General features: G+C 66.8%; 9 protein-coding genes. 6 read left to right on the top strand and 3 right to left on the bottom strand.

The window, feature by feature from the left end:
- The first annotated feature begins 149 nt into the window (after positions 1-149).
- Both metE and metK read left to right on the top strand, forming a co-directional pair.
- Positions 150-2,444 (top strand): 5-methyltetrahydropteroyltriglutamate--homocysteine S-methyltransferase, encoded by a 2,295-nt coding sequence (gene metE / locus ABQJ54_RS10460; RefSeq protein WP_367854233.1) that lies wholly within the window; start codon positions 150-152, stop codon positions 2,442-2,444.
- 166 nt (positions 2,445-2,610) lie between these two features.
- Positions 2,611-3,810: a methionine adenosyltransferase gene (metK, locus tag ABQJ54_RS10455; protein ID WP_367854232.1), complete on the top strand. Its 1,200-nt coding sequence runs from the start codon at positions 2,611-2,613 to the stop codon at positions 3,808-3,810.
- A gap of 143 nt (positions 3,811-3,953) precedes the next feature.
- Here metK and ABQJ54_RS10450 read toward each other — a convergent pair whose 3' ends face one another.
- Positions 3,954-5,009, bottom strand: a complete 1,056-nt coding sequence (locus tag ABQJ54_RS10450) for a GSU2403 family nucleotidyltransferase fold protein (protein ID WP_367854231.1) — start codon at positions 5,007-5,009, stop codon at positions 3,954-3,956.
- Between the two features lie 92 nt (positions 5,010-5,101).
- Here ABQJ54_RS10450 and ABQJ54_RS10445 point away from each other — a divergent pair, with 92 nt between their 5' ends.
- Genes ABQJ54_RS10445 through ABQJ54_RS10435 form a run of 3 tightly spaced genes read left to right on the top strand, consistent with a single transcriptional unit; the run spans position 5,102 to position 9,350 of the window.
- The gene (locus ABQJ54_RS10445; protein WP_367854230.1) at positions 5,102-7,345 is read left to right on the top strand and encodes a type I restriction-modification system subunit M; all 2,244 of its coding nucleotides are present in this window, start codon (positions 5,102-5,104) and stop codon (positions 7,343-7,345) included.
- On the top strand, positions 7,342-8,814 hold the full coding sequence (locus ABQJ54_RS10440; RefSeq protein WP_367854229.1) for a restriction endonuclease subunit S domain-containing protein: 1,473 nt from the start codon (positions 7,342-7,344) through the stop codon (positions 8,812-8,814). The genes ABQJ54_RS10445 and ABQJ54_RS10440 overlap by 4 nt, the downstream gene beginning before the upstream one ends.
- Entirely contained in the window at positions 8,811-9,350 is a 540-nt protein-coding gene (locus ABQJ54_RS10435) for a DUF6933 domain-containing protein (RefSeq protein WP_367854228.1), read from the top strand. The genes ABQJ54_RS10440 and ABQJ54_RS10435 overlap by 4 nt, the downstream gene beginning before the upstream one ends.
- A 6-nt stretch (positions 9,351-9,356) precedes the next feature.
- Here the strand turns inward: ABQJ54_RS10435 and ABQJ54_RS10430 are convergent, their stop codons facing one another.
- Positions 9,357-12,251: a serine/threonine-protein kinase gene (locus ABQJ54_RS10430; RefSeq protein ID WP_367854227.1), complete on the bottom strand. Its 2,895-nt coding sequence runs from the start codon at positions 12,249-12,251 to the stop codon at positions 9,357-9,359.
- Between the two features lie 185 nt (positions 12,252-12,436).
- Positions 12,437-13,588 (bottom strand): D-alanyl-D-alanine carboxypeptidase family protein, encoded by a 1,152-nt coding sequence (locus ABQJ54_RS10425; RefSeq protein WP_367854226.1) that lies wholly within the window; start codon positions 13,586-13,588, stop codon positions 12,437-12,439.
- A gap of 186 nt (positions 13,589-13,774) precedes the next feature.
- On the opposite strand from ABQJ54_RS10425, the gene ABQJ54_RS10420 reads away from it, so the two are divergent.
- Complete coding sequence (locus ABQJ54_RS10420) at positions 13,775-15,739, top strand: ATP-binding cassette domain-containing protein (protein ID WP_367854225.1); 1,965 nt, start codon at positions 13,775-13,777, stop codon at positions 15,737-15,739.
- Positions 15,740-15,844 lie beyond the last annotated feature (105 nt).

Raw genomic sequence — 15,844 nt, 5'->3', positions numbered from 1 at the left:
GGGAGTGCCACGCTCGCCGCGTGGATCGCGGCGGGCGCGTCATACCCCGCGCAAGCTGGTTCGCCCGCGGGGGCGAAGGTCACCGGCCCAGCCGTCCGCGCTGGCCACCCTTCGTTCCTCTTTGCCCATCCATGCAAGAGGAATCATCCATGTCACTCGTCACCTTTCTCGGTTTTCCACGCATCGGCCTGAAGCGCGAACTGAAGCGCGCGCTCGAATCCCACTGGCACGGCAACACGCCGGCCGACACCCTGCTCGACACCGCTCGCACACTGCGGGCGCGGCACTGGCAGCTGGCGCGCGAGGCCGGCGCCGACGTCGTGCCCTGCAACGACTTCAGCCTCTACGATCACGTGCTCGACACCGCTGTGCTGTTCGACGCGATCCCGGGTCGCTACCGGCCGGTGTTCGCCGAAAACCGTCTGGACGGCTATTTCGCGATGGCGCGCGGCCACAAGCGCGGCGGCCACGACCTGCACGCGCTGGAAATGACCAAGTGGTTCGACACCAACTACCACTACCTGGTGCCGGAGCTGCATGCCGGCCAGCGCTTCGCCCTCGTCGGCGACAAGCCGCTGGCGGAGCTGCGTGAAGCCCAGGCACTGGGCCACCGCGCGCGGCCGGTGCTGCTGGGGCCGGTGTCCTTCCTGCTGCTGTCCAAGACCGTGGACGGCAGCGACCGGCTCGCCCTGCTCGACGCCTTGCTGCCCGCCTATGGGGAGCTGCTGCGTCGACTGGTCGCGGCCGGCGCGGACTGGGTGCAACTGGACGAGCCCTGCCTCGCGCTCGACCAGGACGCCGACGACCACGCCGCCTACCGCCATGCGTACGCGGCACTGGCCGCGGCGGGTGGTCCGAAGATCCTGCTCGCCAGCTACTTCGGCGCACTCGACGACAATCTCGCGCTTGCCGCCAGCTTGCCGGTGGCCGGTCTGCACGTCGACCTGGCACGCGCGCCGCAGCAGCTCGATGCCGTGCTCGACGCATTGCCTGAAGACCGTGTGCTCAGCTCCGGCGTGGTCGATGGCCGCAACGTGTGGCGCAGTCGTCCCGACCGGGTGCTGCCGCTGCTGCGCAAGGCGCGCGAGCGCCTCGGCGCTGAGCGGGTCTGGCTGGCGCCCTCCTGCTCGCTGCTGCACGTGCCGATCGATCTCGATGCCGAGACCGCGCTCGATCCGGCACGCCGGGCCGGCATGGCGTTCGCGCGGCAGAAGATCGAGGAATTGCGCGTCTACGCCGACGCCCTCACCGGCCAGGCGGAAGCCGAGGCCGCGCTGCAGGCGCAGCAGGCCCTGCTCGACCGGCAGGCGCAGCAGCCCGGCGTGCGCAACCCGGCCGTGCGCGGCCGCCTGCACGAACTCAGCCCGCAGATGGCGCTGCGCCGTTCGCCCTACGCCACGCGGCGCGCGGCACAGGCCGGGGCGCTGGCCCTGCCGTCCTTGCCCACCACCACCATCGGTTCGTTCCCACAGACCGACGATCTGCGCCAGGCACGCGCCGCGCATCGCGCCGGCAGACTGGCCGATGCCGACTACGAGGCCTTGCTGGAAGCGGAAGTCGAGCGCGTGGTACGTTTCCAGGAGGCCATCGGGTTGGACGTGCTGGTGCACGGCGAACCCGAGCGCAACGACATGGTGGAATACTTCGGCGAGCAACTGGACGGCTATCTCTTCACCAGGCTGGGCTGGGTGCAGAGCTATGGCTCGCGCTGCGTGAAGCCGCCGGTGATCTGGGGCGACGTGGCACGGCCCGCGCCGATGACGGTGCGCTGGTCGACGTTCGCCCAGTCGCTCACCGAAAAGCCGATGAAGGGCATGCTCACCGGCCCGGTGACCATGCTGCAGTGGTCGTTCGTGCGTGACGACCTGCCGCGCGAGACCGTGTGTCGGCAGATCGCGCTGGCGCTGCGCGACGAAGTGCACGACCTGGAGGCCACCGGCATCCGCGCGATCCAGATCGACGAGCCCGCGCTGCGCGAAGGCCTGCCGCTGCGCCGCGCCGACTGGCCGAGCTACCTGGCCTGGGCGGTGGAATGCTTCCGCATCACCGCCGGCGGCGTGCGCGACGCCACCCAGATCCACACCCACATGTGCTACTCGGAGTTCAACGACATCATCGAGGCGGTGGCCGCGATGGATGCCGATGTGATCTCGATCGAGACCAGTCGCTCGCGCATGGAACTGCTGGACGCCTTCGTGCGCTTCCGCTACCCCAACGGCATCGGCCCCGGCGTGTACGACATCCACTCGCCGCGCGTGCCCACGCAGGAGGAGATGCTAGCCCTGCTGCGCAAGGCGCTGCAGGTGCTGCAGCCCGGCCAGCTCTGGGTCAACCCCGATTGCGGCCTGAAGACCCGCGGCTGGGCCGAAGTGGAACCGGCGCTGCGCGGCATGGTGGACTGCGCCCGCCTGCTGCGGGCGGAACTGGCCGCTGCAGCGGCCTGAGTCCGTCGGCCGGCGGCCCCGCTGCTGGGCCGCTGGCCATTCGGACGTCTGAACACGCAGCTAACCGGCCGGCCGCCAGAATTTCGGCCGGCTGCAAAAGCCGGGGCGGCGTTGTATGATGGCGCACTCTTTTATCTCTTTATCCGTACACGAGGATATAAACGCGATGTCCAGCCACCTGTTCACTTCCGAATCGGTCTCCGAAGGCCATCCGGACAAGGTCGCCGACCAGATCTCCGACGCCGTGCTCGACGCGATCCTCGCGCAGGATCCGCGCGCCCGCGTGGCCTGCGAAACCATGGTCAAGACCGGCGTGGCGATCGTCGCCGGCGAGATCACCACCAGCGCCTGGATCGACCTCGAGGCGATCACCCGCAAGGTGATCCTCGACATCGGCTACAACTCCAGCGACGTCGGCTTCGACGGCGCCACCTGCGGCGTGCTGAACCTGATCGGCAAGCAGTCGCCCGACATCAACCAGGGCGTGGACCGCAAGAAGCCCGAGGAACAGGGCGCCGGCGACCAGGGCCTGATGTTCGGCTACGCGACCAACGAGACCAGGGACTACATGCCGGCGGCGATCCACTATTCGCATCGCCTCGTCGAGCAGCAGGCCAAGGTCCGCAAGAAGAAGAACTCGCCGCTGCCGTGGCTGCGCCCGGACGCGAAGAGCCAGGTCACCCTGCGCTACGACAACGGCGTGGCCACCGCGATCGACGCCGTGGTGCTCAGCACCCAGCACGATCCGGGCGTGAAGCAGAAGGACCTGATCGAGGCCGTGCGCGAGCACATCATCAAGCCGGTGCTGCCGTCCAAGCTGCTGCACAAGGGCACCAAGTTCCACATCAACCCGACCGGCAAGTTCGAGATCGGCGGCCCGGTGGGCGACTGCGGCCTGACCGGCCGCAAGATCATCGTCGACACCTACGGCGGCTGGGCCCGCCACGGCGGCGGCGCGTTCTCCGGCAAGGATCCGTCCAAGGTCGACCGTTCGGCCGCCTACGCCGCGCGCTACGTGGCCAAGAACATCGTCGCCGCCGGCATCGCCGACCGCTGCGAGGTGCAGGTGAGCTACGCGATCGGCGTGGCGCATCCCACCTCGATCTCGGTGACCACCTTCGGCACCGGCAAGATCAGCGACGACAAGATCGAGAAGCTGATCCGCGCGCACTTCGACCTGCGCCCGTACGGCATCCTGCAGATGCTCGACCTGATCCACCCGATGTACCAGCAGACCGCCAGCTACGGCCACTTCGGCCGCAGCCCGGTCGAGGTCAAGGACAAGAACGGCAAGGGTTACACCGCGTTCTCGTGGGAAAAGACCGACAAGGCCGAGGCGCTGCGCAAGGCCGCCAAGCTGAAGTAAGCCACTGCCGTTCGCCCTGAGCGTAGCGCCGCAGGCGCGACGCGGGGAGCGGGTATGGACATCCGCGCTTTGAGGAGCGAGGAAGTCGAAGGGCTGGACCGAAACGGGCCGCATGATGCGGCCCGTTTTCGTTGGACCGGCAATCACTTCAGGCCGGCCGCCCGCTGGAAACGTTGCACCAGCTCGCGCTGCCGCGCCGGCGCCGCGGCCAGTGACTGCCGGGCACGCTTCGTCCAGCCAGTACCGCGCCCCGCAAGGTCACCCCACGCATCCAGCAACAGTGCCGGCGCACGCTCCAGGTGCCAGTCGATGAGCGCCAGCGCCTGGCCAATGTCCTTCTGATACTTCGGATGCCGTGCGCCACGTTCGGCCGCCACCAACAGCTTGTGCAAGCCATAGCGCGCGGGATCAGGCAGATTCACCAGACAGGCATCGGCCGCATCCAGAAGCACCGCCTGCCCCGGCTGTTCCAGCAGGTAATCGAGAAACTTCAACGGCACCAGCGCCACACCGAGATCGGGCGCATGCACGTCGTCGCGCTTGCGTCGCGGCACGGTGAGGAAGTCGATGCGCAGGTCCGGCTCGCGCTCGCTTACATACTGGTTGGCAAAGCCGCGGCTGCCGCCCAGCGCCGGCAGGAAGCCCATCTCCAGCGACTTCAACGCATCCGGCATGTCCGTCTTCAAATCGGCCGGCAGCGCCACTGCCACGTCGCCGCCGGGGCCGGCATGGGCGAAATCCAGATCCAGCGTGCGCGTGCCCTCGCCCCAGGCCACGCCCAGCTGGTTGCCCATGGCGAGGAACGCATGCGTACCCACCAGCAGCCCACCGGCGCGGAAGAACTGGTAGTCGGCGAAGCGCTTGACGATACGGAACGGCTTGGCCGGCGTCGGCAGGTTGCCGTGCGCCACCGCCGCACGCGCCTGCCGCGCCACCGCCTCCAACGCCGGCGCGGGTCGGTCGCGCGCCTGCTCGATCGCCGCGATCTGCGGCCCGTCCGGCCCGAGGTAATACTCGCGCTTGCGCCCGTCGATCTCCTTGAACTGCCAGTACGCGTAACGGTGACCCTTGATCGTCTTCCAGCCCACCGTGCCCGTCAGCGAGGCCGGCGAACGCAACGCCTCCGCCACCTGCACCAACTCCTGAAGCTCGGCGTAGGCGGTTTGCGCGGCGGCGGGCAGTTCACGGTACAAGGCCATGGCAAGGCTCCGGAAGGCCGCTCGGTTATACCACTCGAAGTGGATGAGTGGTATAACCCGCAAATCCTCCACACCCGACGGACGGCCGCCGCATGCGCCTCGAACACCTGCTCAACGACATTGATCGCGGCACTTTGATCGAGCTTTTCGGCGGCGCTCCACTGGCGGCGGTCGAAGCCGCGCTGAGCGAGAAGAACGGCAAGCCCTACGTGCATTGCCTGGTGCGCGACAAGCCGGTGCAGGCCAAGCGTGAGGAGCTGGTGCGCCAGCTCTGGCTGCAGCGGCTGGCGCTGCATTACCGCTATTCGCCGTCGCGCCTGGCAGTGGAATACCCCATCACTTTCGGCCGCGACAGCTCCAAGCGCGCCGATATCGTCGTGATGGATGCCGACCGTCCCACCGTGCCCTACATCGTCGTCGAAGTGAAACAGGGCAAGCTCAAGGACGGCAAGGAGCAGTTGCGTTCCTACACCCATGCCACCGGCGCGCCGCTGGCAATGTGGTGCAACGGCGTGGAATCGGTGGTCTGGCACCGCAAGAACCCCAACTACTTCGTCGAGATTCCCGACATTCCCGATGTCGTGCAGACCATCGACGACATCGCCGGCCAGCCGTGGACGATGGACACGCTGATCGAGGTGGAGCGCAAGCGCGAGGCCGAAGGCAAGCGCGTGCGCAGCCTGAAACAGCTGATCGAGGAAATGGAGAACGAAGTCCTCGCCAACGCTGGCGTGGACGTGTTCGAGGAAGTGTTCAAGCTGATCTTCAGCAAGCTCTACGACGAGATGTACTGCTACCGCGGGCGGCACAAGTACCTGCGCTTCCGGAACTCCAACACCGCTGCCCAGCTCAAGGCCAACATCCAGTCGCTGTTCGACGACGCGAAGAAGGAATGGCCCGGCGTGTTCGCCGACGATGAGAAGATCAAGCTCGGCCCGGAGCACCTGCAAGTCTGCGTGGGCTCGCTGGAGGAGTGGAAGCTGTTCAACTCCAATCTCGACGTGGTGGACGACGCCTTCGAGTACCTGGTCGGCAAATCGTCCAAGGGCGAGAAGGGCCAGTACTTCACCCCGCGCTGGGTGATCGACATGTGCGTGCGCATGATGAATCCGCACGAGTCCGAGACGGTGATCGACACGGCGGCCGGCAGTGCCGGCTTCACCGTGCACTCGATGTTCCATGTGTGGAAGCAGATTTTTGCCGACGAAGGCCTGCCTGTCTCGAACCTGTTCACCATGGAGGCCAAGCCACAGCGCTGCCACGACTACGTGCGCGACAAGGTGTTCGCCATCGACTTCGACGAGAAATCCGTGCGTGTGGCGCGCTGCCTCAACCTGATCGCCGGCGACGGCCAGACCAACGTGCTGCACCTGAACACGCTGGACTGGCCCAAGTGGGACGAGCGCATCAAGCAGGACGAGGACTGGCAGGAAACCTACGGCCCCGGCTGGGCCAAGCTGAAAAAGTTGCGTAGCCCCAAGAACCAGAACCGCACGTTCAGTTTCGACGTGCTGATGGCCAACCCGCCGTTCGCGGGCGACATCAAGCAGAGCGACATGCTCAGCCCCTACGACCTGGGCCACAAGGCCAACGGCAAGCTGGAAAGCAAGGTCGGCCGCGACCTGCTGTTCATCGAACGCAACCTGGACTTCCTGCGTCCCGGCGGACGCATGGCCGTGGTGCTGCCGCAAGGCCGCTTCAACAACGCTAGCGACCAGCGCGTGCGTGAATTCGTCGCCGAGCGCTGCCGCATCCTCGCCGTGGTCGGCCTGCACCCCAACACCTTCAAGCCGCACACCGGCACCAAGACCAGCGTGCTGTTCGTGCAGAAGTGGAACGACGACGCCAGCGACCCGCGCTACCACTGCCCACGCGTGGACGACTACCCGATCTTCTTCGCCACCCAGCAGCTGGCCAGTAAGGACAACAGCGGCGAGAAGATCATAGCCTTCTCACAACCACGGCATCGCCTGTTCGACTGGACAGAAGGCGACAAACCGACGCTGGAAGACTTGTCAGACGAAGAGCTGCAGCAACGCTTCGCTGTAGCGGAGGCCGCCGGTCTTTATCGAGTCACCTATCCGGACGGCAAGGAGGGTGTCGAAACAGCGCTCACGCTGGTCCAGCAACATGGAAGCCTGGAGGCAATCCGCCAGAAGGATGGCTATCGGCTGCAGCGCTTGCGCGAGGTCGAGTCCTATCGCCAGCCCTTGCGCGACAACCACGGGCACTGGGTGATCCAGCACGACCTGTTCAACCACGACGGGCTGACCCAGGACGGCATCGCCGAGGCCTTCGCCGAATTCGCGGCGAAGGAGAAACTCGGTTTTTTTTGAATCGCCCCTTTGACGCGGCCCGCTATGCGGGCTTGTTGGAGGGGCTGGAAGTCAGCGAACTTCGCTTGTCGGATGTTCGCAGGGACAACGGCAAACTTCGCATCGATAGCGGCTACTTCGCCAAACCCATGCTGGCGGCTGACAAGGAAGTGCGTGCCTACACTGGCGGCCACGATGAACTCGGCCCGCTATTCTCACGCTTCGTGAAAGGCATCTTCGACATCAACGCGGAGTCGTATAGCGAAACCGGCGTACCCTTCTTGCGCATCCTCAATCTGCGCTCCGGTGTCATCGACGATTCCAATCTTGCACTTATTCCCGAAACGATCCACGAAACGGAGAAGAAAACCGAGCTACGCAGAGGCGACATCGTGTTGTCGAAAACTGCGTATCCCGCCGCCTCGGTCGTCACACTGAATCGCTGCAACACCAGCCAGGACACAATTGCAACCAGACTTTCACCTTACGGTAAAAGCGTCTTCGCCCCGGAGGCCTTGGTCGCATATCTCAACAGCAACTTAGGTGAGCGCCTGTTGCAGCGGCAATTCCAAGGCAACGTCCAACTTCACCTTAGCCTCGACGATGGCCGCAAGGTGCCAGTTCCACGCTTGGGTCAGCGCCTTCAAGCCTGCATTGTGGATTGCTTCCAAACCGCCATCACATTTCACGACGAAGCAAAGACTGCCCAAGCACGAGGCGAACGGCAACTGCTATCAGCACTTGGCCTCGCCGACTGGCAACCGCCACAACCGTTGAGCTACGTCCGCCGCAGCCGCGACGCTTTCGCCGCAGGGCGGCTGGACGCGGAACATTTCAAGCCTAGCTACGTCGAGCTGGAGGCACACCTTCGTGCCACCGGACGCTCATGCGCGCTGCAAACGCTACTCACCGTTAACGAGCGCGGAGCGCAGCCGGACTACGCCGATCAGGGCTTGCCGGTCGTCAATTCCAAACATGTCGTCAACGGCGAGGTGCGATTGGATGCCGAGAACCGCACCGCCTCATCGGGCAGACGCGCGCTCACGATTCGTTACGGCGACGTGCTGATGAACGGCACCGGCGTCGGCACCATTGGCCGCACGGCACCCTACCTGCATGCGACCGGGGCATTGCCCGATAACCATGTCACCGTCTTGCGCCCCCAACCGAGCGCCATCGACCCTGTGTACCTGTCGGTGTACCTGAATAGCCGCGCCGGCCAGTCGCAGGTGGAAAAATGGTTGCGCGGCTCGTCCGGGCAGATCGAGCTGTACCCGAACGACATCGCACGCTTCCTCGTCTGGCAAGCACCGGAGCACGTGCAGCAAGCCATCCGGCAATCCGTCGACGCAGCGTTCGCGGCGAAGCAACGTGCCGCCACCCTCCTCGACGCCGCCAAGCGCACCGTGGAAATCGCCATCGAGGATTCCGAAGCCGCCGCGCTGGCCTGGCTGCAGGCTGCCCGCGCGCAGGCGGAAGGCGCGCCTTGACCGTCGTCCGCTGCTCGCAGAAACTCTTGAAGCGCCTGCACCTGCCGTCCGCGCCGCCGGAGCCGCCGGCCGCCGGCAACCCGCTGGGCGAATGGTGCGCGGACATCGACTTCATCGACCGCCAGCCCTTCGCGTTGCTGATGAATGCGGCCACCGGCACCGTGCTGGTGCTGCCGGCTCGTGCGGCCAACCTGAGGCGCCTGCACGAAATGGCAGCAGAGCAACTGCGCCTGCTGTTCGCCGCCTGCGGCATCGACGGCCCGGCGGCGCATGCCGAACTCGATGCATGGCGGCAACCGCCAGCCTACGCGCGTAACACCAACCGCAGCCTGGTCGCGTCGATGAACCAGCGCAAATACGAGGCGTGGACGCAGTTCGCGTGGAACAGGCTCACCGCGTTCGAAGTGGCTATGCGCATGCTGGAGACCCCGTTCTCGCGCAAAGACCTAGGCCGTGATTTCCACTACGCCACGGATTTGCTGCGCCGGCATCTGCCGGACGCCACACCCCGCCCGCCTGCGACGACCTTGCACTGACAGACGCTACGGCTTCAGCATCCGGATCGCCTCGTCGCGCACGCTGCGCATGGCGGCGTTGAGCGTCTTCGGGTCCATCGCGATCACCGGGTCCATGTAGCGCTGGCGCACCTTGATGGCGTCGGCGCTGGCGTGCAGCTCCATCAGCACCGAGTACAGGCGCGAGGCGCTCTCTATGGTATGTGCGTCACGCAGGCCCAGCAGCCGCTCGCGCTGTTCCAGCGCCTGCCGGTAGGCATCGCGCGAGGCTTCCCAATCGTGGGCATCGTCATCGATGTCGCCGATCAGAGTGCGCGTGGCGGAAATCAGCGGGTGCTGCGGGCCCAGCACGCGCAACTGGCCGGCCAGGCACAGCTTGGCCTCGGCGAGCGCCGACCCGTACTGGCCGGCCTCGTCCAGCAGGCTGGCGAGGCTGCCCAGCGCCATCAAGGTCTTGGGATGGTCGGGGCCGAGCTGGCGTTCGTGGGCCGCGAGGATCTGCCGCTCCAGCGCGATCGCCTGTGCGTAATACGCGCGCTGCTCGGCCGGCGCCTTGGCATAGCCGCCCTGCTTGGCCAGCAGTCGCACCATCACCGTCTCGGCGGCGATGGTGTCGGGGTGGTCGCTGCCCAGTTCGCGGCGACGCGCGTCGATCACCCGTTGCAGATCCGCGCCTGCCGCCGCGAAAGCCTGCGGCTCCTGCGCCAGGTACACCTCGTCCGTCGCAGCCATATAGGCGGCGGCCAGCGTGTCGGGATGGTCCGCACCCAGGCGCTGCGTGCGTGCGGCGGCCACCTGGCACGCGAGCGCGAGCGAACGCTCGTACTCGTAGCGGTAGTGCAGCAACCTGGCCTGCACCAACATGGCGTCGAGGGTCTGCGGGTTGTCCGCGCCCAGCGTGCGCTGCTCCAGCGCCACCAGCGGTTCGGCCAGCTGCAGCGCGCGATCGCGCTGGCCAAGCCCGATCAACGTCATCACCAGGTCGCGTTGCAGCTGCATCAGGCCGGGGTCAGTGGCAGGCACGCGCGGCTTCAACATGGCGTAGAGCGCGTCCTGTTGCTGCAATGCCTGCTGCAGATGCCCCTGCTCCACCAGCATGCGCGCCGCCCCGGATTCGGCCGCGACCCGCAGCGCGCCGGTGGGCGGCTCGGCCCGCGCCAGCCTTTCGACCTGGGCGTACATGTCCGCCGCGGCAGCGGCCTGCCCCTGCTTCTCCAACGCCTGCGCCAGATCCACGCGCACGGAAAGCTGACGGCGGTCATCGGCGGGCAGCAACTTGGCACGTACCGCGAGCACCTTGCGCAGCTCGGCGGCGGCATGCGCATAGCTGCCGATGCCCAGCAATGCGCGCGCCAGTGACTGGCGCAGATCGGCATCCAGCAGCGGCGCATCGGGGAATGCGTGATCGAGGCCATTCAACGTGTGGCCGATGACGTAGTCGTCCATCGCTTCGCGCGCAATGTCGGTGGCCTGCACGCCGGCGAAAGCCCTGGCCAGCGTGCCGTCCACCGCCGGCACGGCCGATGCCGACGACGCCAGCGCCGCGCCGACCTGCTGCTGCGTCGCGGCGACGACGGCGTGCCCCATCGCACCGATATCCACGCTGTCGTACATCGACTGCTGGAATTGCACCATGCGCTCCAGCTGTTGCTGGCGCCGCTCGGCCAGTCGCTGCTGCACACGCGCCTGGTGCAGCGAGTAGAGCGAGGTGGCGAGGCCGGCAAGCACGCTGAGCAACAGCGCGGTGGCAGCCGTCAACGGCCAGCGGTTGCGCTGCAGGAAGCGGCGCAGGCGGTACAGGCGGCGCCCGCGCCGCGCCAGCACCGGCCGCCGCTCCAGCCAGTTGCGCAGGTCGGCGGCAAGCGCGCCGACGGTGGCATAACGCTCGCTGGCCTGGCGGCGCAGCGCCTTCAGCGCGATCGCGTCGATGTCGGCTGGCACCACCCGGCGCGGCGCCTCGCTGCCATTCGCCTGCGGCGGCTGCGCGCTGCGGCTGGGCGGCACGATCTCGCCGGAGACGATCGCGTGGCTCAGCTGGTGCGGCGTGGTGATGTGCTGCCAGGGGCGCCGCCCTGCCACCAGCTGGTACAGCACCATGCCCAGTCCGTAGACGTCCACCGAGGTGGTCAGCGGCTGCTGCTCGATCTGCTCGGGACTGGCGTAGGCCAGGGTCAGCGCATGCTGGCCGGTCTCGGTGAGCGTGGTCTCGATGGCCTCTGCATCGATCAGGCGGGCGATGCCGAAGTCCAACAGCTTGGGCTGGCCCTGCGCATCGACCAGGATGTTGGCGGGTTTCAGGTCGCGATGGATCACCAGGTTGCGGTGCGCGTATTCCACCGCGGCGCAGACCTTGAGGAACAGCATGATGCGCTCGCGCAGGTCGAGCCCGCGCCGCTCGCACCATGCGTCGATGCGCTCGCCCTCTACATACTCCATCGCGAGGAAGGGCTGGCCATCGGAGAGCAGGCCGCCATCGAGCAGCCGTGCAATGCCCGGATGCTCCAGCCGCGCCAGCAGCTGCCGTTCGCGTGCGAAGCGCTCCAGCAGCGTGGGCGAACCCACCGCGCCGGTGCCCAACACCTTCAGCGCCACCTGCTGCGCGAAGCCGGCATCTGCGCGTTCGGCGAGGTAGACCACGCCCATGCCACCCTCGCCCACGCGGCGCACCAGGCGGTAGCGGCGAGGCGCGTTGGCCTGCGCATCGAGGCCACTCAGGTCGACCGTATCCCCCGGCAAGAGTGGCAGCGTGGCGGTGTGGCTGCGCTCGACGGCCGCGATCATCCAGCGCACTTCGCGCGCCAGCTCCTCGTCGTCGCCGCATTCGCGCACGATCGCCGCATCGCGTCCGGACGCGTCGGCTTCCAGCACGCTCATCGCGATGTGCTTGGCCCGCAGATAGCGGTCGGTCAGCTGACCGGTCATGGATGCCCCTGGGTGTGCGCCGCACGGTCCGTGCACGCATGTGCAGCAGCCATGCCGCGCGTTTCAACGCCACAGGATAAGCCATCGGATCGACCGATGCCGGGCCAGGCGCCACCGGCATCGCTCATGCCGCGCGGGGCTCAGCCGCGCGGCGACATGGAAGGACGATGGAGCGAGGCGGCTGTCTAGCCGTCGGTGTCGCGGCGCGAGGCGACCACGACCGTCTTCTTGGTCCGCGGATGATGGGCAGCCAGCTTGGGAGCGGCATGCCGCGCACGACGATGCGAGCGACTGGCCCGGCAGGCGGTGCCGCGGTTCGTGCCGCAGCTGCGGCTGGCCACGACCGCACGCTTACCATGGCGCGGCGGGCGGGCTCCGGGGCGACGCTGCGAGGCCGGCACCGTATCCGCCTCGGCGGTCTGGATCGGCGAGATCGCCTCGAGGATGCGGGCAGCCCGGCTGCCTGCGCGCACGCCGGCGGCTTCGGCAACCAGGATCGGCGGCGTCTGCTGCCCCTCGAAACCATCGTCGAGCAGGCGCGCCATCAGGTTGTCGCGCACGGCGGCGGTGCGGCTGCCCAGCACCACGGCGAACAGGCGGTGACCATCGCGCACGGCGGTGGAGGCAAGGTTGAAACCGGAGGCGTCGGTGAAGCCGGTCTTCAGCCCGTCCATGCCGGGATAGCGATACATCAGGTGGTTGTGGCCACGCACGATGTGACCGCGGAACACGAACTCCTGGGTGGCGAAGAAATGTGCGTACTGCGGGAAGTCGCGGTACAGCGCCATCGCCAGCTTCACCAGATCGTGCGCGGTGGAGGTGTTGTTCGGGTCGGGCAGGCCGGAGGCGTTGGCGAAATGCGTATCGCTCATGCCGAGCAGCGCGGCCTGTGCGTTCATCATCTCGGCGAAATGGCTTTCGCTGCCGCCGATGCCCTCGCCCATCACGGTGGCGGCATCGTTGGCCGACTTCGTGATCATGCCGAGGATGCAGTCCTGCACCGAGACGGTCTGGCCGGCGCGCAAGCCCAGCTTGGTGGGCGACTTGTTCGCCGCCCAGGCGGACACCGGCATCTGCTGGTCGAGCGTCAGCTTGCCGCTCTTCAAACCCTGGAAGGTGAGGTAGAGCGTCATCATCTTGGTCAGCGAAGCGGGGTAGTCGCGCTGGTCGGCATTGACCTGTTGCAGGACCTGGCCGGTGCTGCCGTCGACCACGATGGCCGCGTAACCGGCGTGCGCCGCGCAGGCGAAGCCGCCGAGGCTGCACAGCAACACCAGCAGCAGGATCGCACGCAGACGATCCAGCACCCGCCCCAGCCTCATGGACTCGATGGCCACCCGAATTCCTCGCAAACAAATTGCAACAATAACCCCGCGTGGTCGCGACCTTAACGCAAGGCGGCGGCAAATTCCATAGGCAAGACATGAAATAATTTCGTTAAATCCATGTTCCACAACGGATTGTTCCAGCCATTCGCCCACGCATGCCGCAGCTTCGGCGTGGTCGCCCGCTAGAATGAAAAGATGTCCCTGATCCAATTGCAGCGCGTCGACTTCAGCATCGGCGGCCCCCTCCTGCTCGAACACGTCGACCTGTCGATCGATCGCAACGAGCGCGTATGCATCGTCGGCCGCAACGGCGAAGGCAAATCCACCCTGATGAAGCTGATCGCCGGGGAGCTGAAGCCCGACGATGGCGAAGTGCGCGTGCAAGGCGGCACGGTGATCGCGCGCATGGCGCAGGAAGTGCCGCACGGCACCACCGGCAGCGTGTTCGATGTGGTGGCCACGGGTCTTGGCGACCTCGGTCAGCTGCTGGCGCGCTACCACCACCTGCTGCACGAGGGCCTGCACCTGGATGGCATGGTCGATGCGCTGGGCGAGGTGCAGGCGCAGATCGAGGCGCGTCACGGCTGGGACCTCGACCACCGCGTGACCGAAGTGCTGGCCCGGCTGGAGCTGCCCGCCGAAACCGATTTCGCCGCGCTCTCCGGCGGCATGAAGCGACGCGTGCTGCTGGCGCAGGCGCTGGTGCGCAAGCCCGACGTGCTGCTGCTCGACGAGCCCACCAACCATCTCGACATCGAGGCGATCGGCTGGCTGGAAGGCTTCCTGAAATCCTTCGACGGCAGCCTGGTCTTCGTCACCCATGACCGCAGCTTTCTGCAGGCGCTGGCCACGCGCATCGTCGAGATCGACCGTGGCCAGCTCACGGACTGGCCCGGCGACTATGCGAACTACCTGCGCCGCCGCGAGGAACGCCTGCACGCCGAGGCGCAGGCCAACGCACTGTTCGACAGGAAGCTGGCGCAGGAAGAAGTGTGGATTCGCCAGGGCATCAAGGCGCGGCGCACCCGCAACGAGGGTCGCGTGCGCGCGCTGAAGGCGCTGCGCGTGGAGCGTGCGCAACGCCGCGAGCTGGGCGGCAACGTGAAAATGACCGCGGCCAATGCACAGGCCTCGGGCAAGAAGGTGATCGATCTCGAACACGTGCACCAGGCCTACGACGGCCGCGTGCTGATCGACGACCTCACCACCACGGTGATGCGCGGCGACCGCATCGGCATCATCGGCCCCAACGGCGCAGGCAAGAGCACCCTGCTCAAGATCATGCTGGGCGAGCTGAAACCGGAGCGCGGCAACGCCACGCCGGGCACCGGCATCCAGATCGCCTACTTCGACCAGCACCGGCTGCAGCTCGACGACACGCAGAACGCGCTGGACAACGTGGCCGAAGGCCGCGAGTACATCGAGCTCAACGGGCAGCGCAAGCACATCATCGGCTACCTGCAGGACTTCCTTTTCTCGCCCGAGCGCGCCCGCGCGCCGATCACCCGGCTCTCCGGCGGCGAACGCAACCGCCTGCTGCTGGCCAAGCTGTTCGCGCAGCCGTCGAACCTGCTGGTGATGGACGAACCCACCAACGACCTCGACGTGGAAACACTGGAGCTGCTGGAAGAGCTGCTCACCGACTACCAGGGCACCCTGCTGCTCGTCTCGCACGACCGCGCCTTCCTCGACAACGTGGTATCCAGCACGCTGGTGTTGGAAGGCGACGGCAAGGTGGACGAATACGTGGGCGGCTACAACGATTGGCTGCGGCAACGGCCCGTACCCGCTCGTCGTCCCAGCGCACGCGGGGAGTGGCCAGGGATGGCCACGGCCTTGAGGAGCGAGGAAAGCTGGGACCCAGCGCCTTCAAGCTCCCTGCCAGCCCAAGAGGCAAAGCCACTGGATCCCGGCCTGCGCCGGGATGACGAGCAAAAACAGAAGCGCAAGCTGAGCTACAAGGAACAGCGCGAACTGGAACAGTTGCCCACGCGCATCGAACAACTCGAAGCCGACATCGGCGCACGCGGCGAGGCGATGAACGATCCGGCATTCTTCCAGCAGGACGGCGCCGCCATCGTCAAGGCGAACGAAGCACTGGCGAAGTTGCAACTGGAACTGGAAAACGCCTACGCGCGCTGGGCGGAGCTGGACGGCTGATCGACTGCGCCGAGGCCGGTACGGCATCAATGGCTGCGCCTCGCCATGCCGCTCGACGCAAGGCGTGGCCGTCATGGAAGCCGGGATCAGGGAGTGGGACTGGAA

Origin of the sequence: Rhodanobacter lycopersici (genome assembly GCF_040812335.1) — a bacterium.
Classification (GTDB): domain Bacteria; phylum Pseudomonadota; class Gammaproteobacteria; order Xanthomonadales; family Rhodanobacteraceae; genus Rhodanobacter_A; species Rhodanobacter_A lycopersici.
This window is presented reverse-complemented; position numbering and strand designations above follow the sequence as displayed.